This is a genomic window from Lysinibacillus sp. KCTC 33748 (assembly GCF_002237755.1).
Lineage (GTDB): Bacteria > Bacillota > Bacilli > Bacillales_A > Planococcaceae > Lysinibacillus.
In genome coordinates, this window is the sequence record NZ_MWSJ01000006.1 from 54736 (window position 1) to 81327 (window position 26592).

The window sequence follows — 26592 nt, forward strand, 5'->3', positions numbered from 1 at the left end:
AGAATAACAACAATCTTTGGGAAAACAGCCTTAAAAAAAGATGCAATTTAGTTCTGCATCTTAGAAATTGCCCCAACAGCATAATTTAGTAGCCGTAGTCAAAACCGTAGTCAAAGCTATTTTTATAGCAATTAAAATAGCCCTTAAACATTGATATAACAGCTTTTTTTATAATTTGCGGCTTTCCTCCCGCCGTCTCCATATTTTTTTAAAAAATGAAGCTCAAATCAAAAATCCAATCGTTTTGATTTATCTATCTTTCAAAACGATTGGGTTATTCAATGAAATCAATATTTATTTAAAGCTACAACCGTTACTTTAATGTAATAAAGTTCAAGCTCTCTTTTCTTTCGGATATCCAATAAGGATAGCGATAATCCCGCAAATCCCTATCAAAATCGGATAGAAAGAGTATTGCAACATGCTCACTGGCGATATTCCAGCAACGCTTGCGGCTGCCAGGAACTGGGCTCCGTATGGCAGAAGACCTTGGGTTGTACAGGAGAAAATATCTAATATACTTGCGGACTTTCTCGGCTCAATCCCATACTGGTCAGCAATATTTTTTGCAAGCGGACCAGCAATTAAAATAGCAATTGTATTATTGGCTGTAGATAAATTAGTTAGCCCCACAAGACCGGCAATCCCGAATTCAGCACCCTTTTTCGATTTAATTCTTCGTGTGGCAAGGTGAAGTAGGAAGTCAATCCCTCCGTTAAGCTTAATAATTTCCACCATTCCAGCTATTAAGATCGCAAGAAATGCCATTTCATACATGCCTGACATTCCTTCGCCGATCTTTTGAAAAAGGTCCATTAACTGATAGCTGCCATCCGCTAAGCCGACAGCCCCGGCCAGAACAATCCCAAATGCAAGAACAAGGAAAACATTCATGCCAATTAGCGCAAAAATAATAACTAATACATAAGGAACAATTTTTATCCAACTATAGCTTAAATGCTCTACTTGTGTCGCAGTTCCACCCATTGTGATAATTCCTAAAATAATGCTCGTTACAATAGCTGCTGGCAACACAATCCAAAAATTCACCTTAAATTTATCTTTCATTTGTGCGCCTTGTGAACGAACGGCAGTAATGGTTGTATCTGAAATAAAGGATAAATTATCGCCAAACATCGATCCTCCAACAATAGCTGCCATTACTAAAGCCATTGAAAAGTCGGTATGCTCACTGATCCCAACTCCAATTGGCGCCAGTGCAACAATCGTTCCTACTGAAGTACCCATTGATAGGGAGATAAAGCAGGCGATGATGAATAAGCCTACGACAAGGAGATTTTGCGGAATGACCGACAAAGCAAAGTTAACAGTGGAGTCCACTGCTCCCATACCTTTTGCTACTTCTGAAAAGGCGCCAGCTAATAGAAAAATAACAACCATCAGCATGACATTTAAATTTCCTGCGCCTTTACAAAAAATATCAACTTTATGTGAAAATGATTCTTTTCGATTCATCGCCAGAGCCACAGCGCCCGCAATGGCAATGGCTACAATGACTGGGAAGGCGTAAAAATCACCTGTAATAACCCCTGAACCAATAAATAAAATCAAAAAAACAACAAATGGGATTAGCGCCCATGGATTTTCTTTCTTCATTGTTCTACCTCCAAAAATTAAAAATGGATCGTCTTTGTCCATTTTTCTCTAAAAAAAGACCTCTTCTTGAAAAACAAGAAGAGGTCTTATATTTATAAAACACTCCTCTTATCTATCAAGCCTTTGCTTGCTGGATTTGGCACAGTAACTTAATCACAAAGTTCCGCTGCCGAGATTTCATAGGGCCAGTCCCTCCATCTCTCTTGATAAGAAGAAAAACATATTATTTTTTGCACAATAATGAAATATTATAATAAAACATCTATATTTGCAACTTATTTTTAATCAAATTGAATTTCAAAACGACATAAAAGTACTTTTTCTCAAAAAGGTCTGCTTTAAGGCTACTAAGAGAAGCTTTAAATTCTCGCGAAATTTAGTGCCTTTAATCTCTTGAAACTGAAAAAGATTTAATATTATTCATCTGGTAATGGATTTTTTTGACAATATAGTAATCGTAAACTATAGTAAAAATACAATATTTAAATAATATTAAAAATGAAATGGAACGTTTCCTAAAGCTAAGGGTGAATTTATGAGTAATTTTATTGTAATGCAAAATGCTACACACGAGGAAGAAATTATCGGAGGATATATGTGGTCCCCGCAAAAAAATAAAAATGGAAATAGCAATCATGCGTACGAACGAATGACTACAATTAAGACTGGTAATAAAATTTACAGCTGTTATGATCAAGCAATTCGAGCAGTAGGTATAGCAACATCAGATTGTTATATTGCAGAACAACCACATGAACTACAGGAGAAAAATCTATGGTCAGACGAAGGGTATAAAGTGGATGTAGATTTCACAATTTTAGAACATCCAATTATGATTAGAGATGTTTGGGGAGATATGGAATCTGATCGTCCGCAAAAATATGCTGCCTTTCAAGAAAATGGACGAGGAAATCAGGCTTACTTATTTCCATGTCCTGAAGCTTGGGCTAGCTTGTTTGACAGCTTTCTGAACGAAGATAGCCCAGAGGCTGGAGCAAAAGCAGAACTAATAGAAGATGGTGAAATTAACGAGGAAACGTTTGCGACTTCTAGTTACGAGCAGGGAGAGTCTAGAGTTAGTAATAGGGGAGCGGGTAGTACAAAGAAACGTGGTCGAGTAGTAAGCCAAGAACAGCTACAAAAAGACTTGAAAAAGCGTAAAAAAATTGGTGATATTGCAGAACAAAAAGTATTTGAATATGTAAAAAAGAAAGTAATAGAAGTATTCGGAGAACAATACGGAGAACAGGTAGAGCATGTTGCGCAAACACAAGGTGACGGATTAGGATACGATATTACAGCGTTCGATTATTTACAGCCACAGTCTCCACCAAGACCAATAAAAATTGAAGTGAAGGGTACAACATCAACAAGTTCAAGCGCAGTCTATTCAATTTCTTATCCTGAATTGGAAAAATTTATTCAGTATAAGGATGAAATGTGGCTAGTACGTGTATATGGTGTAGGCAAGAAAAGTGAAATGAAAATGGAAATAGATAATGACTTTAGTAGTTATCACTCAGTAAGTGATTTGCTGACACGTAAGTATGCATATATTCCATCAACTATTGATGTATATGGCACACGAGTGGAGAGTAATAAATATAGATAAAAAATAGGGTTTGAAAATTCACTACATAAGAAAGACTCGACATACATAAAAAATGCAGCAATCTTCAAAAGGAGCTTGCTGCATTTTTCTTTCGGTTTATAAACTTTCCTCGAAAAAGTCTAAATCCATGCGCTTTATTGTAAAGGTTTGTACATTCGATACACCTACATTGTATAAAAACATAAGCTCAGTAAGTTTCATTCCATCAATTAATATTAATGATTTATCGATACTCTCGGAATATGCAAATGCTTCTTTTGTAAAACGAGATGTAGTAATAAAAATTCCTTTGTTAGCTTTAAAGCCAACCAAGCTTCCAACAAATGCTTGGATATCCGGCCTTGAAACTGGATTTGTCCAACGTTTTCCCTGTAAGTAGATTTTATCTAACCCTAGGATGTCTTCCTTCACGATGCCATCGATTCCTCCATCACCCGATTTCCCTACTGCTTTCCCAGCATCAGAAATCGATCCACCGTAACCCATTGCGACAATTAAGTTAACAATTAATTGCTCAAAAAATTGAGGGGAGCATTCCATAATTTTTTCTAATAGTTCAGTTTGCAATGACTGCTTTAAGATTTGATAGTTTTCATTCATAATTTCTAAGGGGGTTCTGGAATCCTCAGAAATAATTGTTTTTATATAAGAACCTGTGGCAGGTTTTGTCCGGTTTTTAAATTCTAAAAATTGGGGGTAACGTTCTAATACTTTCTGATTGATTTCTTTAACAGACGAATCTAGAAGAAGTCTTAAGCCTTCGGGTGTAATTTTAAATACAGCGCGTTTTGGACTACTAATGAGACCAGCATTTTTAAGGTATGTACGTGCCCAACCTATTCGATTGACGACAACTGTTTGATTTCCACTAGGGAGAAGTTCTTCTACTTGTTCTTCTGATAAATTGAAATATTGAGGTAGGAATTCATATAATTCTTTTAATGTATGCTCATTTTCATCTTTGAGATAGTCTAAAAACGGAAACATAAACTGTTCATAAGTAGGTATTTGCAAGTGAGTCATCCCTTTGTATTAATGTTAAAAAACCTATACTTTTATTTTACGATAATTGTATAAGATATGGGATAAGGAAGATATATAAGTTATAAAATCTGAGTATTATAAGACAAAAAAACTCAATAGATATGGTAAGAACGACCAATACTATTGAGCTTTTTGTATTCAGCTTTTTAAACTTTAAAAGATAGAGATTAAATTTCATTAATCCCACGCTCTATTAATTTGGCATAATCTTTAATATAGGTTTTATACTACAATGAAGATTTTAACATTCCTGAAATTCTGTATAATTAGTCTAAAATAACTGCTAAATTATTTTTATCGACTTTACCATTTAACGTTAAAGGTAATTTATTTAATTCAACATAATAAGACGGTACCATAAAATCAGGCAAAAATTGCAGCAAGTATTCTTTTAATTCTACGGCAGAATTTTGCTCATTCATCACTATATAAGCCGTTAGATATTTATTTTTATTTTTATTTTCTCTTGCAATAACACAAGCCTCTTCAATGGAAGGATGTTGTAAAAGTTTTTCTTCAACTTCACCAGGCTCAGTTCTTCTCCCACCAATTTTAATTTGATTATCAATTCTACCCAAAAATTCAATATTCCCATCAGGTGACCATCGTGCTAAATCACCACAAATATACATTTTCTCATTTTCTACGAATGGATTTTGCGTATAACGTTCACTAGTCAAATCAGGACGATTTAAATATTCTCGAGAAACGCCTACGCCTGATATACATACTTCTCCAGGAACACCAATAGGGGCAGGCTGACGATTTTTATCTAAAATATAGACTTTATAGTTAGCAATAGGTTTACCAGTTGGAATATTATTTCCTACCTTCTCACTTGTTACTTCATAATATGAAATACAAACAGTAGTTTCAGAAGGGCCGTAGGTGTTATATATTTTTACTTTGTCAATCAAATTACTGATATATTCTTTTCTTAACACATCGCCGCCGCTAATCATTGTATGCAATGATTCAACAAGAGGATATTTATTTAATTCATTCAATAATAGTGGAAATCCACTAATCATTGTGACTTTATTATTTCTCATTATATCTAGAAGTTTTTCTGTAGAGGCTACATCATCCCTACAAGCTATAACTAAAGTTCCGCCTGTAAGCAAGATTGGGAAAATTTCTTCTACAGAAATATCAAATGATACTGTTGATTGTTGTAGCATAATATCATTTTCGTTTATGTTGAATTCATTTCTAAAACTATGACAATAGCCTACAACATTTCTATGTTCAACAGCAACTCCTTTTGGTTGGCCGGTTGAACCAGAAGTATATAAAGTATACATTAGATTATTTACATCATGTAATTTATCTAAATTACTAGTAGGATAATGATGTAAAGGGGAATCGTCTAAATATATTTTCTCGCAAGGAATTGATAATTCTATATTTATATGGCTATGAGTTAATAGTAAATTTATATCTGCTTGTTCAAACATATAATTAATACGTTCTAACGGGTAAGCTGGATCAACTGGGAGATATGCTCCTCCCGCTTTAAGGACAGCAAACATACAAATTATCAAATCTTCTGATCGTTCTACTATTAAACCAACTAATTTTTCTGGTTTAACACCTTTTTGGCGTAATAAATGTGCTAATTGATTTGATTTTTCATTTAGTTCTTTATAGGTTAATTTTCTATCTTGGCAAATCAATGCGATTCTATCTGGCCCTTTTTTAACTTGATATTCAAAAAATTCATCAATGGTTTTAGTTGAATCGTAATTAAGTAGATGGGAATTAAAATCATATAATACTTGATGTTTTTCTGTTTCTGAAAGAATATTGATGGCATTAAATGTTTTATGTGGGTTTGATAGTAGGTCAGTTAATATATTAATGAAATGTTCGTTCACTTTAGAAATTGTAAAAGTATTAAATAATTCAACATTATAAAGGACAGTACATTCCAATAAAGAATCTACCTCTAAACTTATATCAATCTTGTAAGTTTCACAGAGTCGTTGAATGTTTTCATCCTTTTCACCAATCAATAAAGCAGAACCAAATAGTCCATTTTTAAATTTTATTTGACTATAAGATGCAACTTCTTCTAAAGCCAGATCTTCATATTGCTGTCTTAGTTTCGTCTCGTATTCAATTTGCTTAACGTATTCTAATCCTGTTGTATTAATATTAGATCTAACACAAAAAGGTAAAATATTTTTATCAATAGTCATTGTACCGAACATAACATGATTTATATCATTATACTTTTGTAGTAAAATTCCCCATGCTGAATATAAAATAGAAGTAACATTAACACTGTAAGTTCTAGCAAATTTCCAAATTGACTGTTTGGTTTCCTCGTCTAAAATAAAGTTTTCTCTTGTCAATTGGAAACCATTATTATTAAATGTGCCTAAAGGTACAACCGTTTTCAATTCAAACTCTTGTAAAATAGTTTTCCAATACTTGTCCTTTGTATCTTGCTTTGCAACTTGCATTAATGTCATCCCCTTTAATAATATATTTCATACCATTGTATATAGGAGCCGTGTTCTATTTTGTTAATATATGTTCATTCTGAATCATGTCCTCTTTTATCTCTTGGCTAGTAACAGTTTTATTTTGGAAGTAAATCAATATTGTTAAACTGATTAAGAGAAAGAAACCTCCAGTAATTTGAGAAAAATGTAACCGTTCATTTAAAAATACAAGAGCAAATACAGAGGTAAAGACAGGTTCTACCATACTAATCATCGATACGTTAGAAGAACTTAATAATTCTAGTGACTTAAAAAATGCTATTTCAGCAATAATGGTTGAGAGAAATACCATACATGCTATGTATAGCCATGCATGAGCATTAAAATCAAAAGAAATTTCCTGCTTTACTAAACCAAATGTGAAAACACCCATTCCTGCAAATAGCGTTGTATAAGCACTGATTATCACAGGAGAATTATTGATCGTTACTTTTTTTCCAACAATCATATATATGGCAAATACTAAAGCTGCTAGAAGGGATAATACTACTCCATAAATATTCATTTTATCTAATGAAACTCCCAGTAAATAAATCATGCTAATGAAAGCTGCCACTAAAGAGATCATAGATCCAATATTCAACTTTTCTTTATATAAAAAATAGGAAATGATACAAACCAATAAAGGGAAACAATAGAGGAGTAGGACTGCCATAGATGAGGAGATATATTTTATTGATTCAAAATGAAAAATAGATAATAGTGTAAATAATACACCACCTAATAAGAAAAGATTTTTAATATCTTGTTTTCCTATTTTTATATTTATGCCTCTAAAAAGGAAAAACGAAAAAAATATCACGGAACTTAATGCAAATCTTAAAAAAAGCAATGTGTAAACTGTCACCCCGTGCTCATAAGCTTTGACAGTAAAAATAGGCATAATCCCATAGCCTATAGCTGAAATAACAGCATATACAGCTCCTTTACTAAAGTTACTCATAGAGCTCACCTTCTTGTACATTATTTAGTAAGAGCCGTTCCGGACAGCTGAATCCTGTGAAAGGGAAACTATAGAAGTCAATTTTTATTCTTTAAATACATGAAACTTTTCCTCGAATGTTCCATTAGCCTCCTCCTTTAATCTGATATTTTTTAATTATCATATGGAAAATCTTAGTTGTTTATATAAATATACATTTTTACCTTTTTATTGTAAATACAGTTTTTTTATTATATTTTTTTGTTACCAATAATCACCATCTGGTTTCGGGCGTAAATGTAAGAAAATGATGCAACAAAGTGATTATGAAAAGTACGAATAAAAAAAGAGACATATATAAAAAGCTCAATAGGTATGCCATAACTATTGAGCTTTTTATATTCAGAGAATTTCCACATGATTAATACAATAAATTTGACTGATCATCTAACAAAACATAAATATATTTAATTTAAACTAGTTTAATTTGTTTAATCTAAATCGGTATTTTTTTAAGTAAAGATACTAATGTTACAATTAAATATGCTGTAGCTAATGTTTTTGTCAATCCTTTATAATCGTTAGGTATATGTAGACTGGTGATAAACGCTATTACTGCCATTACTATATAAGTTAAAATGCTTTTTAATTTTGTATTTTTTATTGTAATTAAATACATTAATGATTCAGCAAATAAAATAATAAGTAATAAAATAAATATATTTATTAATACATAACCCAAAGTCTTCACCTTCTTTTAAACGATTAAAAAAGGATATCAAACAATTAATACTCTTTATTGATACCTTTTTTTATAAAATTAAATTTTCTAATAATAGTCTCGTGCACCTAACCATTCCCTTAGTTAAAACTATGCGGGTGTATTCTTAGGGCCAAACATACAATAACCAATCTAGATTGTTTAGTTAAAGAACCTGAGGATAATAAAAAATGTAGGGGTATTTGCAGGAATTGATAATGAACTGCTACAGGAGGATGAAGAGGTAGATAGTTTACTAGAAAGCCTAAAACCAGATTTACTTTCTTTATTCGAGCTTACGAATGACCTAAAAAAATTAAAGCCTTGGCAATATTTAAGAGATGATGAAGTCTTTATCATTGACTTTGAAGATGCAGATTACAAAGTACTTGTTTCTGTTATGGGAGCTGGTGGTGAAGAGTTTGGATTGATGATTTTTGACATGGAACTCCAAACTGCACCTCCAATTGTAAGATGGTATGTCTAACAATTGGAGCGCAGTTCAAATACGGATCAGCATTTTTTATATCACTATTTCAAATTAAATCATACTTTTTTAGATTGAGTTGGCACAAATATGGTACAAGTATTTCAGAGGCTAACCTTCAAAAAAGGTCAGCCACTTTTACAATTTATTTCTAAAAATGAGGTTGTTGCTCAATCAATTTCCTCAATCACTACGGTTTAGGTTTACTACTTGATTAGCAATATAAAATTTACCCTCTCGTTTATACACTACAGATTTTGGAAATTCATCTCCGTTTTTTCTTTCATATATAGGAGTACCCTTATTTAAAGAATTAGACTCAAAATTATTATCCGGAATTTGATATCTATTTATTTTTTGCTTAATCTCCCCCAATTTTCTTACTACTTGGGAATTTTCAACTGGTTCCCAGGTTACGACATAGACTGTATCTTGAATTTTTAGCATCTCTACAAGATTGTGTTTGCTCTCGTAAACCTTATCATAAGTTATAAGCAAGGCAACTATAAGTATTGTTATACTAATAATCCAAAATGTTTTTTTGTTTTTCATACGGAACACTACTCTCTATTTATTTCTACTCGTAACATATGTACTTGAGCATTGCTTACATATTTTGTCGTGGAACCATTGTATATTCCTGCTCCATTATATTTCTTCACATTGTATTTAGTCACATCCATGATATTTCCTCCTTCTTTATTTTCCCCGAGTATATTACAAGCATATCAGTAGCTTTAAATAATAAAAAATCAACTTTTGTTATAAATTGAACTAAAATTGATAAAAATAGGAAAAAAGCTATTGTAATGGACTTTGTAGAAAGTTATTTGAGGAGTGAGAGAGTTTATGAAAACTGTGAAAATGGATTTATTTAAAAGAATAGTGTACAATTATTCAACATTTTCGTGTTTATAGCAAGTTAATATACGTTCAAACAAATCTTATAGGTAATAAAAATTATTTATAAACTATTAAGCAACCACACAAAATCCCACGGAAAGGGTGTAGCCTTTTCCGTGGGATTTCTTTTTAAAGTAACTACCTATCCCCGATAAACACTCTCACATGTATCAGGTGCTGGTTCATAGAAGCAATGATTTTTAAATTGACCAGTAAAGGGTTGACCGTACCATGTTGGTGGGCATGGTGCGTATGGATTGAAGTACCAAAGTGCGAATTTCGCTGGATGTTCTCTCCAGTAATCCAGCGTCAGTTTGGCTAATCTTTTTTCATTAGGTCGCGCTCTTTGGTAAAATAAATTCCCTTTTTGAACCGCTTCAAAAGAAAAATTTCCTCCTTGTACCTGATAAATAACATCATTAATGGTTCTTAAATCTTTGAAGTCTGGACATTCTGCTACAAGACGATTCACAATGACATTGCCAACATATAGCATTCCTTGATTTCCTTCACCTTCCGCTTCCGCTCTCATCATCCTTGCCACCAAGCCAATGTCAGAATCTATATATTTTACTCTTGGCATTTTTTCACCTCCACCATATAGTATGAAAAAGAGCCTTCATTATTGTCATTTGAAAATTTAAACGTATCGACAACTAAAAAACACACCATCTATGCTGTCGGCAAAACGGCAAGAAGGTGTATTTATAGGGTAGTATTAAAAATTCTTTTTGAAGTACGGTGTTTTTTTCATCACGATACATACTGGAATTGCAATGATTAATCCGACAACGTTTTGGATGATGTCTCCTGGAATGGATGCCATCGGGGCAACCCAGCTTTTGAACATAATCGCTTGCCCGATATAGTAAACCCCAATCATTACGGGCATAGCTACAACGGCTGCTAAAATGTTTAGTCGGATGTCGTCGCCTCTACGTCCTTTAGACCAAGCGATTTTTCCAACGATGGCGCCTTGTAATGCACGGGAGATAATTGTAGTTGGCGCCCAAATTAACCAGCCACCTACAATATCGAATAAGCCCATTCCTATTGCTCCAGCAAGAGCGCCTTTTTTAGGACCGAATAAAATCGACGTGATTAATAGCATGGATGTGCCTAAGTGTATAAGGCCACCTTGCCCAAATGGTAGCCTAATATTAATAAACATTGTGGCGACGAAAACAAGTGCTGCTAAAATGGACGTAATCACCAAATCAAATGTTTTCGTGCGTGGTTTTGTATAGGATCGACTTTGTATTGTTTGCATTTGCATGTCCTCACTATGATGAATTTTTTGATAATTTTAATTTAGCAAAGGGCTGACTATCGTAAAAGTGCCAATTTGATAAAAATATTAAAGGTCAGTTTAATTTTTTATAAATATGCACATTTTCGCATCTTTCTAATTGTGATACGATGAAGAGAGTACAAGCAGGATTAGTTAGGTGGGGAGTATGATGAAAAAAGTTGCTGTAATTCAAGATATGTCATCCTTTGGGAAGTGCTCGTTAACTGCCGCGATGCCTGTGCTGTCAGTGATGGGAGTTCAGGCGGTGCCACTACCAACAGCGATTTTAACGGCACAAACAGGGTATCCGAGTTTTTATTGTGAGGATTTAACGTCAAAGATGGATTACTTTGTGGATGAGTGGAGCAAGCTTGGCGCGACCTTTGATGGCATACACACAGGCTTTGTGACAGGGAAGGAGCAAATCGATAATATTTTTCGATTTTTAAATGTGTTCCACTCAAGTGAAACGAAGCTGCTTGTCGATCCGGTAATGGGCGATTTGGGCGAGGTGTATAAAATGTATACAGGCGAGTTGCTTGATCGTATGAAAGCGCTAGCGAAGTGTGCAGACATTATTACGCCAAATGTTACGGAATGTTGTTTGCTTACAGGATTGTCATACGAGAAGCTACAAAGCTATCAAGATGATTCAGATTATCTTCAGACGTTAGAGGAAGCGGGCCAGCAGCTACAGCAGGCGACAGGGGCAAACGTCATTATTACCGGTTTGAATCCGCCGCCAGCAGATGCGAACAAGCGCTATGTAGGCAATATGTATGTCGATGCACAACGTTCATTTTCTAGCATCCGAGAATATAACGGCGAGAGTTATTCAGGCACAGGTGATTTGTTTGCATCCGTCATTATGGGTGGCATGATGCGCGGGCAGGATATAGTTGAATCGATGAAGCTTGCTGAGACGTTTTTAGCCGCTTCGATTGAAGCTACGTCAAAAGAGCAAATTCCGCGCGAAGCAGGCGTGAATTTTGAAAAGTTTTTACGAATGCTCCTTTAGATATCTTTTTAATACGTTAATTGGTGGTACCGGCTATACTTCACGTCTTCTATTTAACGGGGGATGGATTTTTTGTAAAAAGGACATAATGAACTTCATGAATTGGGGAGGTGTATAATGGATTCAATTAGATATTACGTAGTGCAAGTAAATGATCTCTATTACCAGGGCGAAATAGACCTTCAATCATGCACAGATGATGAAGAACAGGCCTTTACGTTTACGGATATTGTGGCAGCAAACGAATTGGCTCATGAGATTAATGGAATCGTCCTGACAAGAGACGTCAGTTATAAGGAGCTAGAAGATCTTTCAGCACAATATCTGATTGAGTACGAAGCATTGCCAAAAGAAGAGCGTGACACTATAGAATCATTTTGTAGGGAGCTCAGTTTAGGAATGTTTGAATAAAAGTCGAATCGAATCTTTTCGGTTCTTTTTTTATGTAGTTTTTGATTGAACTTCAACCTATCTCTCTAAATCCAGAAAATTGTAAACAGCCCGTAGCCACGATTGATGGTACGGGCATTCTTCCTCAAAGATAAAAGAAAAAGCTTCGAAGAAACTAACTCTTCAAATGGCTTTGCTAAACGCTTTATTTAGACATGTTGAACACACAACTATTTAAAAACTACATGTAGAATTATGATCCGTCCCAAAGTATATATGAAAATGCTTGCTGCAATTTGGATTAAAAAGAGTATGACAATGCTTACAGTTTGTGCTATTCATATATTCATGAATCGTTAATTCCTTTTTGCAGACACCACAAAATATTGCCTTTTCATCAAAATCCTCTTTATCCCATGGCTGGATTGTATGATTTGAATTTTCCTCATGGCATTTATAGCAAGGATAATATTCGCCACAACATTTGAATTTAATCGAAATAGTATCTTGCTTATTAGAATAGTGTGTACATCTTCCTTGATCATCAATAACATTTCCTAGAATAATCATAGTTCTAACCTCTTTTCTTAAATGAACTGGACATAATTTTCTTAAGTTAATATTTCGCTGGACGCAATCAATCTATTATATTGCTCCCGCATCATTCTAAAATGATGCTTTTCGTGGATGGCAAGTAGCTGGATCGATTGAATAAGATTAGGGTAGTGGGCGATGGGGTCAGGAAAGACAATATGCCCGGCAATATCCTCCTCAATATTTTTTACTAATTTTTGCATTGCGCTCGTTTCATTTATTAGTAATTGTTCTATCTCATCACTGTTCAGCGTAAAACGTATTTTAGAGGGAGGCACTAATATTCCTGGAGCTCTCATGCCTCGTCCTTTTTTGCTTTTATATTCGTCGTAAATATCATGTATTTCAGTGGCGAATGGCTTGTTTCTCCGCATTTTCGCGTAAGGGGTAAGTAGTAGTGAAAATTTTGTTGCTGTTTTCAACATTTTTAGGATGAGATAAAGGTGATAGAAATGTTCGCCAATCGACCATTTATCTTCTTTCTCGCGATGCCATAGTTGCTCCTGCGAGAGTGAGTGAATGCAAGGTAGGTAGTGAGTTCGCTGCTCTTGTAATGTATGAAAATGATGCGCCATATTGTTCGATTTCATAGTTGGAATCTCCTTTATGCTGTTATTCCTATTTTAGGAAACTTTGTGGTGAAAGTACATGAAACATTATTTATAATTGTCATAAAAATAAAAAATATCGGAGGAGGGGAACGAATGAATAGTAGACGTTTAGCAGCTACAGATGCTAAAGCCTATCAGAAATTACGATTAGAGGGATTACAACATAATCCAGAGGCATTTGGTTCTAGCTTTGAGGAGGAAAAGGATTCTCCGATCGAGCTGATTGCCAGCAGATTAAAATCACAGAGTTCTTATACGATAGGGGTATTTGATCAAGAAGAATTAGTGGGCGTAGCGACGTTAGTTCAGGAAAGTATGCTTAAGCTAAACCATAAAGCAGGTATCTATGCCGTTTATGTTTCTCCCGAAAAGCGTGGACTTGGCATTGGCAAGCATTTAATGGTTGAAGCAATTAATAAGGCAAAAGAGTTAGAGGGAGTTGAGCAGCTTAATTTAACAGTTGTGTCAACGAATGCTTCAGCGAAGAGACTGTATTCCTCTTTAGGGTTTGAGGTTTTTGGGACGGAGAAGAAGGCATTAAAAATAGATCAGCAATATTTTGATGAGGATTATATGGTTTTGTTTCTTTAATGAAAAAACTCCAATAGCTTTTTAGCCATTGGAGCTTTAATTTTTATGGAGATCCCCAAAGAAAAAATGAAAGCAAAGCAGTAATTAAAATAATCACAGTAATCATAAAAGCGACGTAGCTGCTAGCGTTGCTCGTTTTATTTTTCAATAGCTTTAGACTTAGTACTATATTAATTATTGATAAAGGGAATGCTAGCCAAAACCCTAAATGACCTAATCGTTCAATTTGTATGGGTGATTGATTGTAAAAATAATAATAGGTGATACCTAGAACAAGTAAAATTGACAGCACGATATTGGTCGATGCAATTTTATTGTTGCTAATCATAATTGCCTCCAATCGATCCTCTTCTTGATGTATAGTATGCATGAAATAAAAATCTGATAAAGAATTTATTTATAAGTGTCCTTGTAGATCCCGGGATTACCTTTATCATCATTTGTTAAATGATAGCCATTTCTATATTTTCAGCTAGCAAAAAAATACCCTGAAAATGTTAGTAAATGTCTAACATTTTCGGGGCAGAACAGGATACGTATAGTTAGTCGTAATATTCAGTAAACTCAATAGATACATCTCTTTAGCTTTTAGGACCTACTCTTTCACCTCTTGTTAACCAACTCCAACATATCTCGAAAAACTTCACTTTTTCTTGTAATAAATATGGAAGGCCAATAAAAAACCAATACATAAAAGCAAGAATGAACACACCAGTTAATATACTGTCCATCTGTGTAGCGATAAAAATGCTAAGGAACATAATAAGAAGATATAGTATAGCTATTCTTTTGTAGGCTATCATAAAATTCCCCTCACTAATATTAATAGTTATGATTTCTAAAAATAAATTTTGGTTCTTTTAAGGTTCATTAAATCCATAAAAAGCCATTAGATAAATCCAAATAAATACTACTAATATAAACGAATTTAGGACGACTAAAATCATACGAGTGGGCCCTTTTATCCCTAAAATAGCGAATATTAATCCTGAAATTCCTGAAATAAATGGAATTGTTAAGCTAATTTCCAGAATGTATTGTGGAGCTAATCCAATAAGAAATGTTAAAAACAAGAAAGTTATTGATAAATACGTAAAAATTTTTCTTTGCAAATAGCACCGCCCCTTGTATGTAAAGAATATAAAAGTTGACTACACATTTACATGAATTTAGCTTATACAAAATCAAACCTTAACATAATTAATGTTAAGGTTTGACTCTATTACAACTATACCACATATGTTATTTATTTACAGTTTTTATCGTATCAAATAAACCTTTCTTTACCTGTTTTGCTATCGTAGTCAAATTCGGCACTTATATCACTTATTTAAAATTAAAATCCACCAAATAAAATTAGGTATTTCTTAACCTAGAATACTTGGTGGGTTTATTTTGTTAATAGATCATATTTCATTAGCATGAATCTGACAATATTCCCTCAATAAATTAGAAGAAATACTGGAATTTTGTATAAGATTTATTAGTAAGTCGCTTTCTTTTAGAGACAGACTGTCATTCGTTAAACAATTTGTATAAAATGATTGAACTTCTCTTGCTTTACAGTAACAGGCCATTAATTTTTCAATTTCTATGTGGATTACCCTCCTTTTTTGTAATTAAGAGATTTAATAACTTCAGATAACTCCATGATGACCGCTTCTAATTTATCTATTTTCCTTTCAAAGCGAATGAATAGATAGACTGTAATAGCAATAGGGAATCCAAAATTTCCTATTAGGCTAATCCAAATTGGAACATTTTCTGGTGTCATAATGTAAATCACCCTCCCTCTTACTCCAAATTAGTAATATAAGGTGATACTCGGATTCGAACCGAGAATCCAGGTTTTGCAGACCCTTGCCCTACCGCTTGGCTATATCAGCAAAATTGTAACTGTATTATGTAAAGAGGATCTTTCTATATTAAAAACAACCTTTCAGTAAAAACATATTATTTTGTCTTGGTTTCATTTCTTATGTTTTTGTCCTCTTTATAGTAAAAAGGAGGTCTCTAAGATGAAGTATGATATAACGGTATATTCAAGCGATGGATGTCAATATTGTGTTAGGTTGAAGGAATGGTTAGAGGGAAATAATATTACTTATATTAATAAAGATATTAATGAAGAGCACGTATTAAAGGAGTTTAAGCAATTTAATAGTAGCGCTATCCCATTTACTTTATTAGTAGCTGATCATAAAGAAGAGAGAATTATTGGTTATCAGCCAGAAAAAATAAAAGCTATATTAGTAGTTGAATGAGTTGGATTAAATCACCTTTTTTTGTATAAAAGGTGATTTTTTTACTCCTTTCAAGAACATTTGTTCTCGTTTTGGTTTATAATATAGATACGACATTCACTTTAAATAGAAAGAAGGCGGATATATTGGAGGGATAATAAATGGAGAATCAAAAAGTAGAGGAATTCTTCTATAGAAATAATGAGCAGGTTAACAATCCAATCATAAAAAGCTTTTTGTCGGATTCCAATAATCTTTATTTGGTGCAACAGGCGATTTTATATCCAACCGAACATAATAAGAAACTTGTCGATGAATCTTTCCAATTGCACTATATAAATGTTAGGAAAATCAAATATGTCAGTAATTTAATTTATTTCTTTAGCTTAGATTTTGATAAAAAAAGGAGAAGGCTGCAAAATCGTGCTTTATTAATATTAGATAAGGGCTTATCAGAAGAAGGTGGCACGACCGCGAAAGAGCTAATGGAAGATGCAAGCGTTGGAACGGGACTGGATTATTTAGTTGGTGGAGGATTATTGGACAATATTGAAGATGAACTGCTTTTAAAGTCTTTGCAAAAACTAACGGTTAAACAGCTTCAAATATTAGAGATGATTTATGTAAAAGAGCTTTCTATAAAAGATATAGCTCACACATTACAAACTACACCACAGAATATATCAAACCTTCATCGGAAGGCTTTAAATAAACTCAAAACTACACTCAGGGAAAAGGAGGAATAGTTTATGGCGATTTTAGAAAATCGATACAATGAAGAGACGCTAACGATTATAGAGAATTTCATACCGAAAATAAAACAATGTTTGCACAATACCGACTTTCAGGAAAGAGAAGACTTGGAACAAGAAATTAAATTGAAAATTATAGAAAAGCTTGCAACAGTAGATTTTCAGGATGCCCCTAGTTTTTGGGATATTCTCTCGTGAACTTTATACTCGGTTATCTCGAGTGGCCACCCGGCAACCTAAATTCCAACACCTTAAAATAAAACGATGTACATAGTAAAGATATTATGTACATCGTTTTATTAATGGATTAGCCTTTTAGGAAATCAGGCTTTTCGAAGCTTGGGTTTGGATATTTATAGAAGCCTTCGCCTGATGCTCGACCTAGTTTGCCTTTTTCGATATACTTTGTTCTTAAAAGGTTAGCTAATTTATTCAAGCTTTCATCATTAGTAGCAGCGGCTTTCGCTTCTACAATGTTGAGGGAAGTATTAATACCGATAATGTCAAGGATTGCGAATGGACCTAGTGGTGCTCCTGTTGCGATCATCCATGTTTTGTCGATTGTTTCTGGGTCTGCTATTTCTTTTACTAGTAGTGATTCAGCAGCATCTAAAAAGGGAACTAGTAATGAATTCAAAATATAGCCTGGTTGTTCTTTATATAACTGTAGTGGAACCATGCCGATTGCAAGTGCAAATTTTACGACTTCATCGAATACGTTCATATCAGTGCCAGGGTGTTTCATAATCTCGGCTGTGTTGTTTTTCCAAATCGTATTTGCAAAGTGAAGCGCCAAAAATTTCTCTGGGCGACCAGTTGCTTCTGCAAATTGGCTTGGTAATAAAGTTGAAGAGTTTGTTGCGAAAATTGTTTTAGCAGGGGCAACTTTACCAAGATTTGTGTAAAATTCTGTTTTAATTGTAACAACTTCTGGGATCGCCTCAATGACAAGATCAGCATTTGCAACGGCTTCCGATAAATCACTTTTAAATGATAAGCGTGCATAAGCAGCATTTACTTCTTCTTGAGTGGCACCTAGATCTTTTTGGTATAACGGTTTTAATTTTGTAATACGATCTTGTGCATTTTTTAATGCTTCATCATTAATATCGTATACTGTTACATTAAATCCTTTAAAAGCTGATTGATAAGCAATTTGACTACCTAGAACACCGCTACCTGCAACGGTAATATTTTGATAATCCATCCTAAATTCCTCCTTTGTTATTTTTTTCCTTATTACAATCCCATACTACTCCTTTCAATTTTGAAAAATCAAATGATAGCCAATGATAAAAAAAATTCTAAGCTGCATTAATTTTTCCGGGAGCATAACAATAAAAAAAACGCCATAGAGTGACGTTTAATTTTCAATAGCTACTAAAGCATTATCCATTTGGCGTTCATTATATTTTATTGCATTACTATTAGTCGATTCGAGTCCCTTAAAAGTATAATTAGAATTTTGATAAAACCCAAAGACAAAATCGTTGATAGGTGTTTCTTCCTCTCCATAATATCTATTCACTACAGTTGACTTAAAAATATTTCCTAGCATATATTCATCATTTTGTACGTCTGCCAAATATTTTTTGTTTTTATATTCGGCAATAATGTAATCCTCGAATTCTTTGATTTCAGCCTTTGTAGCTGGATACTTTTTAGCGTAGGCTACAATTGTATCGAACTTTTCAGTAGGAGGACTATTAAGAGACGCAATTTCCTTTACGTTATCCTGCCAAGTTACATCTTCTGTTTCTACTTTAGCTACAGGCTCTTTTTCAGACGTATTAGCTACATTTGCTTTATTTACTTCATATTCAGGGGAAATATCCCAATAGGCTAACATACATAAAATCATAAAGATTATGGGAATCGCAGTAAATTTCAGCATTTTCAGAGCTTTAATTCTGTCCAATTTGATGAAATGGAAAACGGCAAGAAGAAGAAATACAACTATCATAATGATACTAATAAGAGTAATAAGGACTAATATATTTACAAGGGTATTTACCAATTATAAAAAACTCCTTTCTTTAGATCGAACTCTTCTGTTTATCAAATATTTTAATATATAGAATAAAATAGAACTACAATCTAGCTGAAATTTTATGCTATAAAAAAGAACAGCTCTCGAGCTGCCCTTGCACTAAACAAAATTCCACTTGCTACTTATAGTGTAACTTTAAAACTGATCGCTTTTCCAATAATCTTTGCAGGATTATTTTTGTCTACTATATAAGGTTCATGTTTAGGGTTATCTGGCATAAGTAAAATGGTATTACCTTGTTTTTTAACACGCTTAAGAGTTGCTTCTGTATCTCCGTTTACAAGTACAGCTGCTATCTCACCGTATTCAACTTCACTTTGCTCTCTAATCAAAACCTTAGAGCCATTTGGTATACCGAAACATATCGCTCTCAAGAAAGACAAAATTATTTATATTCCCAAGGACGTACTCGGCCAGGGCATGTCGTTACTTGGACGCTTAAAAGCAACCATAGCAGTCGTTTAGCTTGGGATATTGCCGTTGGTCCTCCAAAAACACTTTATGATGTAGCTACACTTAATAAAGTAGGTACTATCGCTCGCAAGCTTGGCATTACATGGGGCAGGGATTGGATCGGTAGCATTGACCGACCACATTTCGAAGTTAGATCAACTTGGAAAATGGCTACAGGTTATAAGTTAGAAGGTCAAGTAATCGTTCCTAGCAGTAGCAAAACAACAGTGCAATTACTTGTAGAAGACAAGAAGGAGGACAACAAAGTGACACAAGTATGGAATCCTGCATCACCAACAATGCGCACAGAAACAGAAAATTATATAGCGCAAGCAATTAAAGAAGGTATTATTCAAGATTCGCATTTAAAAGATTTAAAAAATGGTGTAATGACAACTGATCGGTTATTAGGTCTGTATATTACAATTCAGCAACGTCGAGCTAATTAGTTTTAAAGACACCGCCAAAATAATGGCGGTGTTCATTAGCTTGGCGTAGGTTTATTTTTTGGCAAAGAGATTTTATATCAAATGATTCTCCATTATTTAGCCCCACAATCTACATAGTTTTACCCTCTGCTATTTCTTTAGAGTCTTTTTGACTGGGAATATATTCATATTTACTATTCTTTATACCTAATAAAGATTGAACAAGTTTACTATTTTTTCTACATAATTTAATAAGAGGGATAAAGCATATTTATAATAGGGTGTTAATTCAAAATAAGAAATAATGATACAATACGTTGGATTTACTGAAAAAACTTCATAATGCATAGTAGAAATATGCAATATGTTCTCTGGGTTTACATGGGGATTTAGTAATTTTTTACGTTATGAAAAATAGGACTTTCTTATAATTTTGAATAACTTACATAATTTTATAGATTTACTAACAGTTGTTTTAGTACACTAAATTTATGAATTGAAAGGGGCAAGATTAATAATGAAAAAGACACTTATAGCTGGTGCACTTAGTATTGCATGTTTTACAGGAGGTTTTGGATTACAAGCAAATGCACAAGAACAAGTACGAGAAAATTTAAATGTTGCTAGCATTATCCATCCAAAACAAGAAGTTGCTGTAGTTATTCCATGGCAATCATTGACTTACCAGGACCTTTATAAACAACTGTTAATTTCCGAATTAGCTATTGATCATCGTGGTATTGTAACAACAAAAAATAGTATTACAGCAAAGTGGGCAATAGATCCTACAATGACTCCACAGGAACAAAAAGAATTTAAAGAGTTGTACGGTAACGCTATGCAAGTAAAATTTACTCCATCTGGGAATTCATTTAAAGGAGAAGTTTTGATTAAAGGAAAATGGATACCTTTAGATAAGGAAGAATTAAATGATTTTATTAAAGAGATATTCCGAGATGAAACTATTGATTTAAAACCAGGCGGTTACTTCACAGATTCTATAGGTCACTGGGCTGAGAGCTATATCCAAGTACTTTATCAATTTGACATTATTAATGGTACATCTGCTACAACATTTAATCCAAACGGAAAAGTAACACGCGGACAATTAGCTTCTATGATTTTCCGTGCTTCTGGATTAGATGTGAAGGAAGATTATGAAGGTCCTGCTTCATATAAGGATTTGGGGAATTTTGCAGGTGCAAAAGAAGTAGCGGTTTTAGAGGCATATGGCTTACTTGATATTTTTGATGGTGCTAATTTTGAGCCAAATAAACCTGCTACACGTGAGGAAATGGCATTTGTAACAGCAAGATATATAGAAGGAACGGACTATGATGTAAGTAAGGTTAGTAAAAATAACCCATTTACAGACAAAAGTAAAATGCGTCAAGAAACTGTTGAATCTATCGGATTATTAAAGCAATTAGGTATAATTGATGGAGTGAACGGTCAATTTAATCCAAAAGGTAATCTTACACGTGCCGAGTTCTCTAAAATTTTTACACTAACATTAGCGTTATTTGATGATGCTGAGTAATTAATATAAAGCAATCCACATATTTGGTGGATTGCTTTTTTATTCGACTAGCATATGAAATACGTGACTTAATAAATAACCTAATAAAATATATGCTATAAAGGATGTTCGTGATACTGATCGAATATGATGCAAAATAAATTCTGAAATACTGGCGGTTGCGATTAACCCAATCGATACACCCATTAGTACGCCTTGTGCATTATCGGATAACTGCCAATATTGACCGATCTGTATAAAAATACTGAAGAAAATCGAAAATGCTACAAAATAAATAAAAAGTCTCCATAGCTTTTCTCCCTGTGATAGTAATGCTGTTGAAAGTGCAAAGCCTTCTGGTAGATGATGTAGAATAATGGAAGCTGTTATTGCAATACTTAATGCGGATTTCCCTAGTAACTGTCCGACAGTAAGGCTCATCGGAATCGTATGGATAATGATAGCGATGGCAAGTAGTGATACAGAGGGATTTTGTGTATGTGAAGTGTGAAATACACTATTCAGTATTTCAAATATTAAATAGCCCATCAAAATTCCGAGTATAAGGCCTAGTGAATTATATAATTGAAAAGAAGAAGGAATGACGTCTACTACAAGTAAGCCCACTAAAAATCCGCCACATAATAATGATAATCCATGCGTTGTATGTTGAAATAGCCTTGAGAATACCCAAGCTAGGGCTCCTCCAATGCTAGCACTAAAAAATAGAAAACCACCAAGTATCATTGCACTCAACTGCAAAATTCCTCCACCCTATATATACTTTAAGCTGTTTTAAAATATATGCTAAATAGAAACGAATATGATAATAGTCAGTTTTTAGAAAAAGATTCATTGTATTCATTACTAAAATTAAAAGATCATTTTTCGATGAATCTCTTTTTGTCGTTTTATTATCGAATTTTGCGTCATTGACATGTTGGTGATATTGAATTGACTGAATATTGTTTAAATTTTATACTTTTTAGTAGTAATACCAGATTCATTGATTTAGTAACTACTAATGAAGGTGAGGAATGGAAGTATGAAATGGGATGCGAGTTATGATGTGGTAGTAGTAGGTTCAGGCGCAGCAGGGCTAACGGCAGGTCTGACAGCAAAGCTACATGGGATGAAATCATTAGTTATTGAAAAGACAGAGCGTTATGGAGGGGCATCTGCCTTGTATGGTGGAGCACTATGGATTCCAAATAATCATGTGATTAAGAGTGAAGGTGTTCCTGATACACATAAACTAGCGCGTTTATACTTAGATTCAACTATAGGTGATCGTGTACCAGAGGCTTTAAAGGAAGCTTATATTAAACGAGGACCAGAAATGTTAAGGTATTTCAATAATCATACTCGGCATATGCGTTTCCAATATGCGAAAGGTTATTCGGATTATTATCCTGAAAAACCAGGTGGCTTCCCTCAAGGACGGTCGATTGAGCCACTTATTTTTGATTTGAAGAAAATGGGGGCATTAGTAGATACGATGCGTCGTTCTTCATTATCCACTAAAGGTTTTACGATGAATAGCTCTGAGTTTCATAAGGTAAATATGATTAGACGTACGACAAAAGGGAAAACAACTGCATTAAAACTAGGCTTACGATTAGTGAAATCGAAATTAACAGGAAGTCTGCCTGTTGCATTAGGGGAAGCGCTCATTGCTCGTTTACGAATGTCACTTGCAGAAGCGAATGGAGAACTGTGGATCTCGACTGCATTTCAAGATTTTATCGTCGAAAATAATCGAGTGACCGGTATTGTAGTTGTACGAGATGGGCAGGAGATGCGGATTGAGGCGAAACGTGGGGTAGTCCTTTCTTCAGGTGGATTTTCTCATAATCAAGCATATCGCGAAAAATATTTGCCGGCACCAACAAACTCAAAATGGACTTCTACGCCAGAGGGACAAACGGGAGATATTATCGAACCAAGTGTGAAAATAGGGGCGACGCTAGATTTAATGGATAAAGTATGGGGAGCTCCTTCCGTTATTGATCCACAAGGGCAACCTTTCTTCCTTGTTGCAGACCGCGGAGTGCCTAATATGATAGTTGTGGATGGTGTTGGGAAACGATATTTGAATGAAGCTGCACCTTATCATGAATTTGTAGATAATATGTATATTCATCATCAAGAAACAAATCAGGCTATACCTTCTTGGATCGTCATCGATGCAACAGCAAAGAGCCGTTATATTTTCACAGGATTATTTCCAGGCCAAGCTTTCCCAAAAAGTTGGTTTGATAACGGCGTAGTGAAAAGTGTACAAACAATCGAAGAGCTTGCAGAGCAAATGAATGTTCCGGTGGAGAATTTAGTGGAAACTGTAGAGCGTTTCAATACCTTTGCTCGTAATGGCCGAGATGAAGATTTCCTTCGAGGAGATAGTGCTTATGATAAGTATTATGGAGATCCTACTTTGAAGAATCCGAACCTAGCAGAGCTTACAAATGCTCCATTTTATGCACTCGCTTTATATCCAGGAGATATAGGGACTAAGGGGGGCTTAGTGGTGGATGAGCATGCGCGCGTTTTAAAGGCAGACGGTACGGCAATTGGAGGGTTATATGCATCAGGCAATTGCTCAGCCTCTATAATGGGAGAGACTTATCCGGGACCAGGTGCAACATTGGGCCCTGGTATGACATTAAGCTATATTGCAACAACGCATATGGCGAAAGAAGGTAATAAGGAACAATTGCCTTTATTAAAAGTTTAACATTGTAATAATGCCTAAGTTCAGTATTTTACTGGATTTAGGTTTTTTGTTTGATCTTCATTCAATTGATTATTGAATAAAGGGTTCTATAAGTTAATAGATACGAATATAGATTCAATTAAGTGTAAAATTGGTTCATACCCAAAAATAGGGATAATATTTATCGAAATGCATGTTAACTATAAGTTTTGGTGCAGAGCCTGAGCGACACTACGTAGGAATGGAGATCCCCGCTTTATGGAGATGAGCTGTAAAAAACTTAGAAGGGAGAGATTATGCACGTGCTATCTTATAGACTCGTAACAACGATAGAAGAGTTAGAGATCTATAAAAGTACTTGGTCACAAATACTTGAACGTGAAAAAAATAATAATCCATTCATTGAATTTGAATGGGTTTCGACATGGTGGACGACGTTAGGTGTTCATGACAACGTAGAGATTTACATAGTCGAACATAAAGGTATGGCGATAGCCTTTTTCCCGTTTGTTCGTTGTCAACGATTAGGTGGTACACAGTATTATGTTTTTTTAGGACAAGGGTTTGCGACTTATATGGACGTCATTGCAGAGAAGCAATGGAAGGAACCTGCAATAAAATACTTACTAAAGGAGCTTTCTCAGAAAGATGGTCGGTTTATTATAGCGTTAAATGGCTTGTTAGAGAGTGAACAAACATCTCAACTATTAGAAATATATGCAATAGAGCATCAGATCCCTCATTCTATTTTTCGTACGGTCACGTCTTATATTGATTTTCAATCTATAAAGCTTGAGGACTTTCTTCATAAGCATAGAAAAAATTTTAAATCGATTCAACGTCGTGAAAAAAAGTTAAAGGTGCTTGGTCAAGTATCTTTTCAAGAGGTACATCCTGAAGGCCTAGCTGGCATGTTTGATTTGTTTGCGAGAAGATGGCGGAAGAAACTCGATACGAGTGGGTTTACAGAAGCTAAAACACGACTCTTTTTTGAGCGATTGGCAAAGGAGAAAAGTAACGCGTTCCGAGTAGAAATCGATAGTCTCCAGTTTGGAGGATATTGGATTGGCTTTACTATCGATATTTGCTGTAGAGATCGAAATTTTTGCCAAGCTATGGGACATGAACCTGATTTTAATATGTTCGGACCTGGTCGTATAATCGAGAGAGAAAATATGCTCAAAGCACACGCCAAAAACTATCGTTTTTATGATTTAGGCAGTGGTTATGAGCCCTACAAGTTTGAGTGGTATACAGATGTTGATTTTTCAAGAAAATTTGTAATGAGTACAAACGGCAAAAGAGAGCGTATTTTACGATTCATGATGGTCTTACGAGACAGATTGAAAGGTCAATTAAAGAATAATCACCAGCTCGTGAAATTGAAGCGAAATCGATTAGGGGAGCTGTGCTATTTTTTAAAAAATGCCCGACTAAAGGATTGGTTCCATTGTTTCAAAAAGGGAATTAATCGCATGATAGCTGTTCATATGTTTGATATTTATGTTGCTAACAATGGACAATGTAAAACTACATCCAATTTTAATGAAGTGTTTATTCAGGATGTGATGGCATGGGAGGGTCGTGCTAATTACGTCTCAAACTATCATAAAGGCTATCGGATCTTTAGAAATAGCGCGGATGAAATAGCTTATGTAAGACATGATCAACTATTTCGTGAAGAAGCGATAGGATTTACACTCAAGCTTCCATCAAATGTTTCCTACATTAAAGAAAAAAATCAACAGCTGTCCGATGTTGTTGCCTATGTGCAGAAGGAAGGAATAGCCGTCTGTACATCCGTTTATTGGTATGAAAGAAAAAGACGTAGAGAGCTAGCGCAATTAGGTTTTCAAAGGATAGAGAGGATAAAAATAATTCAATTATTTAAAAAGAAAAAGATATACCGCCAAGAAAACAATTGGTTAAAATATCTTCAATCACAAGGGCAAAATATTGACCATCTATGGCAATTAGCACTATTACCTTTATTAATCTAACTTCTTTCAGCAAATGTCTTTTGTACCGAATGCGTAGTTACAGATACAGGTGTCCAAACACCGGCTGAAATAGAGGAACTCAGT

At 34.3% G+C, this 26592-nt stretch carries 29 protein-coding genes, 1 tRNA gene, 1 pseudogene and 1 riboswitch; of the genes and pseudogenes, 12 read left to right on the forward strand and 19 right to left on the reverse strand.

Going from position 1 to position 26592, the window contains the following annotated elements; all coding sequences use genetic code 11:
- Positions 1-333: 333 nt before the first annotated feature.
- The gene (locus B1B04_RS10505) at positions 334-1617 is read right to left on the reverse strand and encodes a Na+/H+ antiporter NhaC family protein (RefSeq protein ID WP_079561422.1); all 1284 of its coding nucleotides are present in this window, start codon (positions 1615-1617) and stop codon (positions 334-336) included.
- 105 nt (positions 1618-1722) lie between these two features.
- A riboswitch (SAM riboswitch) is annotated at positions 1723-1830 on the reverse strand.
- A gap of 322 nt (positions 1831-2152) precedes the next feature.
- Here B1B04_RS10505 and B1B04_RS10510 point away from each other — a divergent pair.
- Entirely contained in the window at positions 2153-3229 is a 1077-nt protein-coding gene (locus B1B04_RS10510; protein WP_079561423.1) for a protein NO VEIN domain-containing protein, read from the forward strand.
- Positions 3230-3325: 96 nt separating this feature from the next.
- On the opposite strand, the gene B1B04_RS10515 is transcribed toward B1B04_RS10510, so the two are convergent.
- From B1B04_RS10515 to B1B04_RS10530, 4 genes are all read right to left on the reverse strand, one after another.
- Positions 3326-4243 carry a restriction endonuclease gene (locus B1B04_RS10515; protein ID WP_079561424.1) on the reverse strand — a complete coding sequence of 306 codons (918 nt, stop codon included), beginning with the start codon at positions 4241-4243 and terminating at the stop codon, positions 3326-3328.
- A gap of 296 nt (positions 4244-4539) precedes the next feature.
- On the reverse strand, positions 4540-6741 hold the full coding sequence (locus tag B1B04_RS10520) for a non-ribosomal peptide synthetase (RefSeq protein ID WP_170938960.1): 2202 nt from the start codon (positions 6739-6741) through the stop codon (positions 4540-4542).
- A 55-nt stretch (positions 6742-6796) separates the two neighbouring features.
- Positions 6797-7726 (reverse strand): DMT family transporter, encoded by a 930-nt coding sequence (locus tag B1B04_RS10525; protein WP_170938961.1) that lies wholly within the window; start codon positions 7724-7726, stop codon positions 6797-6799.
- 475 nt (positions 7727-8201) lie between these two features.
- Positions 8202-8447 (reverse strand): hypothetical protein, encoded by a 246-nt coding sequence (locus B1B04_RS10530; RefSeq protein WP_079561427.1) that lies wholly within the window; start codon positions 8445-8447, stop codon positions 8202-8204.
- Positions 8448-8688: 241 nt separating this feature from the next.
- Between B1B04_RS10530 and B1B04_RS26705 the strand changes: the two genes are divergently transcribed.
- On the forward strand, positions 8689-8952 hold the full coding sequence (locus tag B1B04_RS26705; RefSeq protein ID WP_481817180.1) for a DUF7309 domain-containing protein: 264 nt from the start codon (positions 8689-8691) through the stop codon (positions 8950-8952).
- Positions 8953-9135: 183 nt separating this feature from the next.
- Here the strand turns inward: B1B04_RS26705 and B1B04_RS10535 are convergent, their stop codons facing one another.
- The 4 genes from B1B04_RS10535 to B1B04_RS10545 all read right to left on the reverse strand — a co-directional run bounded on the left by B1B04_RS10535 (position 9136) and on the right by B1B04_RS10545 (position 11125).
- Positions 9136-9504, reverse strand: coding sequence for a hypothetical protein (locus B1B04_RS10535; protein WP_079561428.1), 369 nt, complete (start codon positions 9502-9504; stop codon positions 9136-9138).
- A gap of 8 nt (positions 9505-9512) precedes the next feature.
- Positions 9513-9635 carry a hypothetical protein gene (locus B1B04_RS26435; RefSeq protein WP_276207753.1) on the reverse strand — a complete coding sequence of 41 codons (123 nt, stop codon included), beginning with the start codon at positions 9633-9635 and terminating at the stop codon, positions 9513-9515.
- 362 nt (positions 9636-9997) lie between these two features.
- On the reverse strand, positions 9998-10438 hold the full coding sequence (locus B1B04_RS10540) for a cell wall hydrolase (RefSeq protein WP_079561429.1): 441 nt from the start codon (positions 10436-10438) through the stop codon (positions 9998-10000).
- Between the two features lie 135 nt (positions 10439-10573).
- Positions 10574-11125, reverse strand: a complete 552-nt coding sequence (locus tag B1B04_RS10545) for an ECF transporter S component (protein WP_079561430.1) — start codon at positions 11123-11125, stop codon at positions 10574-10576.
- Positions 11126-11315: 190 nt separating this feature from the next.
- Between B1B04_RS10545 and B1B04_RS10550 the strand changes: the two genes are divergently transcribed.
- Positions 11316-12164 (forward strand): pyridoxamine kinase, encoded by an 849-nt coding sequence (locus tag B1B04_RS10550; RefSeq protein ID WP_079561431.1) that lies wholly within the window; start codon positions 11316-11318, stop codon positions 12162-12164.
- 117 nt (positions 12165-12281) lie between these two features.
- Positions 12282-12575 (forward strand): hypothetical protein, encoded by a 294-nt coding sequence (locus B1B04_RS10555; RefSeq protein ID WP_079561432.1) that lies wholly within the window; start codon positions 12282-12284, stop codon positions 12573-12575.
- Positions 12576-12788: 213 nt separating this feature from the next.
- Here B1B04_RS10555 and B1B04_RS10560 read toward each other — a convergent pair whose 3' ends face one another.
- Positions 12789-13124 carry a CHY zinc finger protein gene (locus B1B04_RS10560; RefSeq protein ID WP_079561433.1) on the reverse strand — a complete coding sequence of 112 codons (336 nt, stop codon included), beginning with the start codon at positions 13122-13124 and terminating at the stop codon, positions 12789-12791.
- Between the two features lie 41 nt (positions 13125-13165).
- Entirely contained in the window at positions 13166-13738 is a 573-nt protein-coding gene (locus B1B04_RS10565; RefSeq protein WP_079561434.1) for a DinB family protein, read from the reverse strand.
- 114 nt (positions 13739-13852) lie between these two features.
- Between B1B04_RS10565 and B1B04_RS10570 the strand changes: the two genes are divergently transcribed.
- On the forward strand, positions 13853-14350 hold the full coding sequence (locus B1B04_RS10570) for a GNAT family N-acetyltransferase (protein WP_079561435.1): 498 nt from the start codon (positions 13853-13855) through the stop codon (positions 14348-14350).
- 43 nt (positions 14351-14393) lie between these two features.
- Here B1B04_RS10570 and B1B04_RS10575 read toward each other — a convergent pair whose 3' ends face one another.
- From B1B04_RS10575 to B1B04_RS10595, 4 genes are all read right to left on the reverse strand, one after another.
- A complete protein-coding gene (locus B1B04_RS10575) occupies positions 14394-14678 on the reverse strand; it encodes a hypothetical protein (RefSeq protein WP_079561436.1) in 285 nt (94 codons plus the stop codon).
- A gap of 532 nt (positions 14679-15210) precedes the next feature.
- Positions 15211-15462 carry a hypothetical protein gene (locus B1B04_RS10585; protein ID WP_079561438.1) on the reverse strand — a complete coding sequence of 84 codons (252 nt, stop codon included), beginning with the start codon at positions 15460-15462 and terminating at the stop codon, positions 15211-15213.
- Positions 15463-15950: 488 nt separating this feature from the next.
- Entirely contained in the window at positions 15951-16124 is a 174-nt protein-coding gene (locus B1B04_RS10590) for a YvrJ family protein (protein ID WP_016993736.1), read from the reverse strand.
- A 41-nt stretch (positions 16125-16165) separates the two neighbouring features.
- Positions 16166-16234 (reverse strand) — tRNA-Cys (locus B1B04_RS10595).
- Between the two features lie 134 nt (positions 16235-16368).
- On the opposite strand from B1B04_RS10595, the gene B1B04_RS10600 reads away from it, so the two are divergent.
- The 3 genes from B1B04_RS10600 (at position 16369) to B1B04_RS10610 (ending at position 17543) form a co-directional block, all read left to right on the forward strand.
- Entirely contained in the window at positions 16369-16614 is a 246-nt protein-coding gene (locus tag B1B04_RS10600; protein ID WP_079561439.1) for a glutaredoxin family protein, read from the forward strand.
- Between the two features lie 140 nt (positions 16615-16754).
- A complete protein-coding gene (locus B1B04_RS10605) occupies positions 16755-17339 on the forward strand; it encodes a sigma-70 family RNA polymerase sigma factor (RefSeq protein ID WP_079561440.1) in 585 nt (194 codons plus the stop codon).
- A gap of 3 nt (positions 17340-17342) precedes the next feature.
- On the forward strand, positions 17343-17543 hold the full coding sequence (locus B1B04_RS10610; protein WP_079561441.1) for a hypothetical protein: 201 nt from the start codon (positions 17343-17345) through the stop codon (positions 17541-17543).
- A 109-nt stretch (positions 17544-17652) separates the two neighbouring features.
- Here B1B04_RS10610 and B1B04_RS10615 read toward each other — a convergent pair whose 3' ends face one another.
- The 3 genes and pseudogenes from B1B04_RS10615 to B1B04_RS10625 all read right to left on the reverse strand — a co-directional run.
- Positions 17653-18552, reverse strand: coding sequence for a 3-hydroxyacyl-CoA dehydrogenase (locus B1B04_RS10615; protein ID WP_079561442.1), 900 nt, complete (start codon positions 18550-18552; stop codon positions 17653-17655).
- 156 nt (positions 18553-18708) lie between these two features.
- On the reverse strand, positions 18709-19239 hold the full coding sequence (locus B1B04_RS10620) for a hypothetical protein (RefSeq protein WP_205756638.1): 531 nt from the start codon (positions 19237-19239) through the stop codon (positions 18709-18711).
- Positions 19240-19517: 278 nt separating this feature from the next.
- Positions 19518-19748 (reverse strand): annotated as a pseudogene (locus tag B1B04_RS10625) (LexA family protein); the annotation flags it as partial.
- Between B1B04_RS10625 and B1B04_RS10630 the strand changes: the two are divergent.
- Both B1B04_RS10630 and B1B04_RS10635 read left to right on the forward strand, forming a co-directional pair.
- Positions 19713-20297, forward strand: coding sequence for a M15 family metallopeptidase (locus tag B1B04_RS10630; RefSeq protein WP_079561444.1), 585 nt, complete (start codon positions 19713-19715; stop codon positions 20295-20297). The pseudogene B1B04_RS10625 and the gene B1B04_RS10630 overlap by 36 nt on opposite strands.
- A 496-nt stretch (positions 20298-20793) precedes the next feature.
- The gene (locus B1B04_RS10635; protein WP_079561445.1) at positions 20794-21816 is read left to right on the forward strand and encodes an S-layer homology domain-containing protein; all 1023 of its coding nucleotides are present in this window, start codon (positions 20794-20796) and stop codon (positions 21814-21816) included.
- A 39-nt stretch (positions 21817-21855) separates the two neighbouring features.
- On the opposite strand, the gene B1B04_RS10640 is transcribed toward B1B04_RS10635, so the two are convergent.
- A complete protein-coding gene (locus B1B04_RS10640; RefSeq protein WP_240518274.1) occupies positions 21856-22542 on the reverse strand; it encodes a ZIP family metal transporter in 687 nt (228 codons plus the stop codon).
- 298 nt (positions 22543-22840) lie between these two features.
- Between B1B04_RS10640 and B1B04_RS10645 the strand changes: the two genes are divergently transcribed.
- Entirely contained in the window at positions 22841-24529 is a 1689-nt protein-coding gene (locus B1B04_RS10645) for an FAD-binding protein (RefSeq protein ID WP_079561447.1), read from the forward strand.
- 275 nt (positions 24530-24804) lie between these two features.
- Positions 24805-26508 (forward strand): GNAT family N-acetyltransferase, encoded by a 1704-nt coding sequence (locus B1B04_RS10650; RefSeq protein ID WP_240518268.1) that lies wholly within the window; start codon positions 24805-24807, stop codon positions 26506-26508.
- Positions 26509-26592: the final 84 nt, after the last annotated feature.

What these genes read in the sequence shown, in the direction of transcription:
- B1B04_RS10505 (WP_079561422.1), bottom strand. Translation starts at nt 1,617, where the DNA reads ATGAAGAAAGAAAATCCATGGGCGCTAATCCCATTTGTTGTTTTTTTG.
- B1B04_RS10510 (WP_079561423.1), top strand. Translation starts at nt 2,153, where the DNA reads ATGAGTAATTTTATTGTAATGCAAAATGCTACACACGAGGAAGAAATT.
- B1B04_RS10520 (WP_170938960.1), bottom strand. Translation starts at nt 6,741, where the DNA reads ATGCAAGTTGCAAAGCAAGATACAAAGGACAAGTATTGGAAAACTATT.
- B1B04_RS10525 (WP_170938961.1), bottom strand. Translation starts at nt 7,726, where the DNA reads ATGAGTAACTTTAGTAAAGGAGCTGTATATGCTGTTATTTCAGCTATA.
- B1B04_RS10535 (WP_079561428.1), bottom strand. Translation starts at nt 9,504, where the DNA reads ATGAAAAACAAAAAAACATTTTGGATTATTAGTATAACAATACTTATA.
- B1B04_RS26435 (WP_276207753.1), bottom strand. Translation starts at nt 9,635, where the DNA reads ATGGATGTGACTAAATACAATGTGAAGAAATATAATGGAGCAGGAATA.
- B1B04_RS10540 (WP_079561429.1), bottom strand. Translation starts at nt 10,438, where the DNA reads ATGCCAAGAGTAAAATATATAGATTCTGACATTGGCTTGGTGGCAAGG.
- B1B04_RS10545 (WP_079561430.1), bottom strand. Translation starts at nt 11,125, where the DNA reads ATGCAAACAATACAAAGTCGATCCTATACAAAACCACGCACGAAAACA.
- B1B04_RS10550 (WP_079561431.1), top strand. Translation starts at nt 11,316, where the DNA reads ATGAAAAAAGTTGCTGTAATTCAAGATATGTCATCCTTTGGGAAGTGC.
- B1B04_RS10555 (WP_079561432.1), top strand. Translation starts at nt 12,282, where the DNA reads ATGGATTCAATTAGATATTACGTAGTGCAAGTAAATGATCTCTATTAC.
- B1B04_RS10560 (WP_079561433.1), bottom strand. Translation starts at nt 13,124, where the DNA reads ATGATTATTCTAGGAAATGTTATTGATGATCAAGGAAGATGTACACAC.
- B1B04_RS10565 (WP_079561434.1), bottom strand. Translation starts at nt 13,738, where the DNA reads ATGAAATCGAACAATATGGCGCATCATTTTCATACATTACAAGAGCAG.
- B1B04_RS10570 (WP_079561435.1), top strand. Translation starts at nt 13,853, where the DNA reads ATGAATAGTAGACGTTTAGCAGCTACAGATGCTAAAGCCTATCAGAAA.
- B1B04_RS10575 (WP_079561436.1), bottom strand. Translation starts at nt 14,678, where the DNA reads ATGATTAGCAACAATAAAATTGCATCGACCAATATCGTGCTGTCAATT.
- B1B04_RS10590 (WP_016993736.1), bottom strand. Translation starts at nt 16,124, where the DNA reads ATGACACCAGAAAATGTTCCAATTTGGATTAGCCTAATAGGAAATTTT.
- B1B04_RS10600 (WP_079561439.1), top strand. Translation starts at nt 16,369, where the DNA reads ATGAAGTATGATATAACGGTATATTCAAGCGATGGATGTCAATATTGT.
- B1B04_RS10605 (WP_079561440.1), top strand. Translation starts at nt 16,755, where the DNA reads ATGGAGAATCAAAAAGTAGAGGAATTCTTCTATAGAAATAATGAGCAG.
- B1B04_RS10610 (WP_079561441.1), top strand. Translation starts at nt 17,343, where the DNA reads ATGGCGATTTTAGAAAATCGATACAATGAAGAGACGCTAACGATTATA.
- B1B04_RS10615 (WP_079561442.1), bottom strand. Translation starts at nt 18,552, where the DNA reads ATGGATTATCAAAATATTACCGTTGCAGGTAGCGGTGTTCTAGGTAGT.
- B1B04_RS10620 (WP_205756638.1), bottom strand. Translation starts at nt 19,239, where the DNA reads ATGCTGAAATTTACTGCGATTCCCATAATCTTTATGATTTTATGTATG.
- B1B04_RS10635 (WP_079561445.1), top strand. Translation starts at nt 20,794, where the DNA reads ATGAAAAAGACACTTATAGCTGGTGCACTTAGTATTGCATGTTTTACA.
- B1B04_RS10640 (WP_240518274.1), bottom strand. Translation starts at nt 22,542, where the DNA reads ATGATACTTGGTGGTTTTCTATTTTTTAGTGCTAGCATTGGAGGAGCC.
- B1B04_RS10645 (WP_079561447.1), top strand. Translation starts at nt 22,841, where the DNA reads ATGAAATGGGATGCGAGTTATGATGTGGTAGTAGTAGGTTCAGGCGCA.
- B1B04_RS10650 (WP_240518268.1), top strand. Translation starts at nt 24,805, where the DNA reads ATGCACGTGCTATCTTATAGACTCGTAACAACGATAGAAGAGTTAGAG.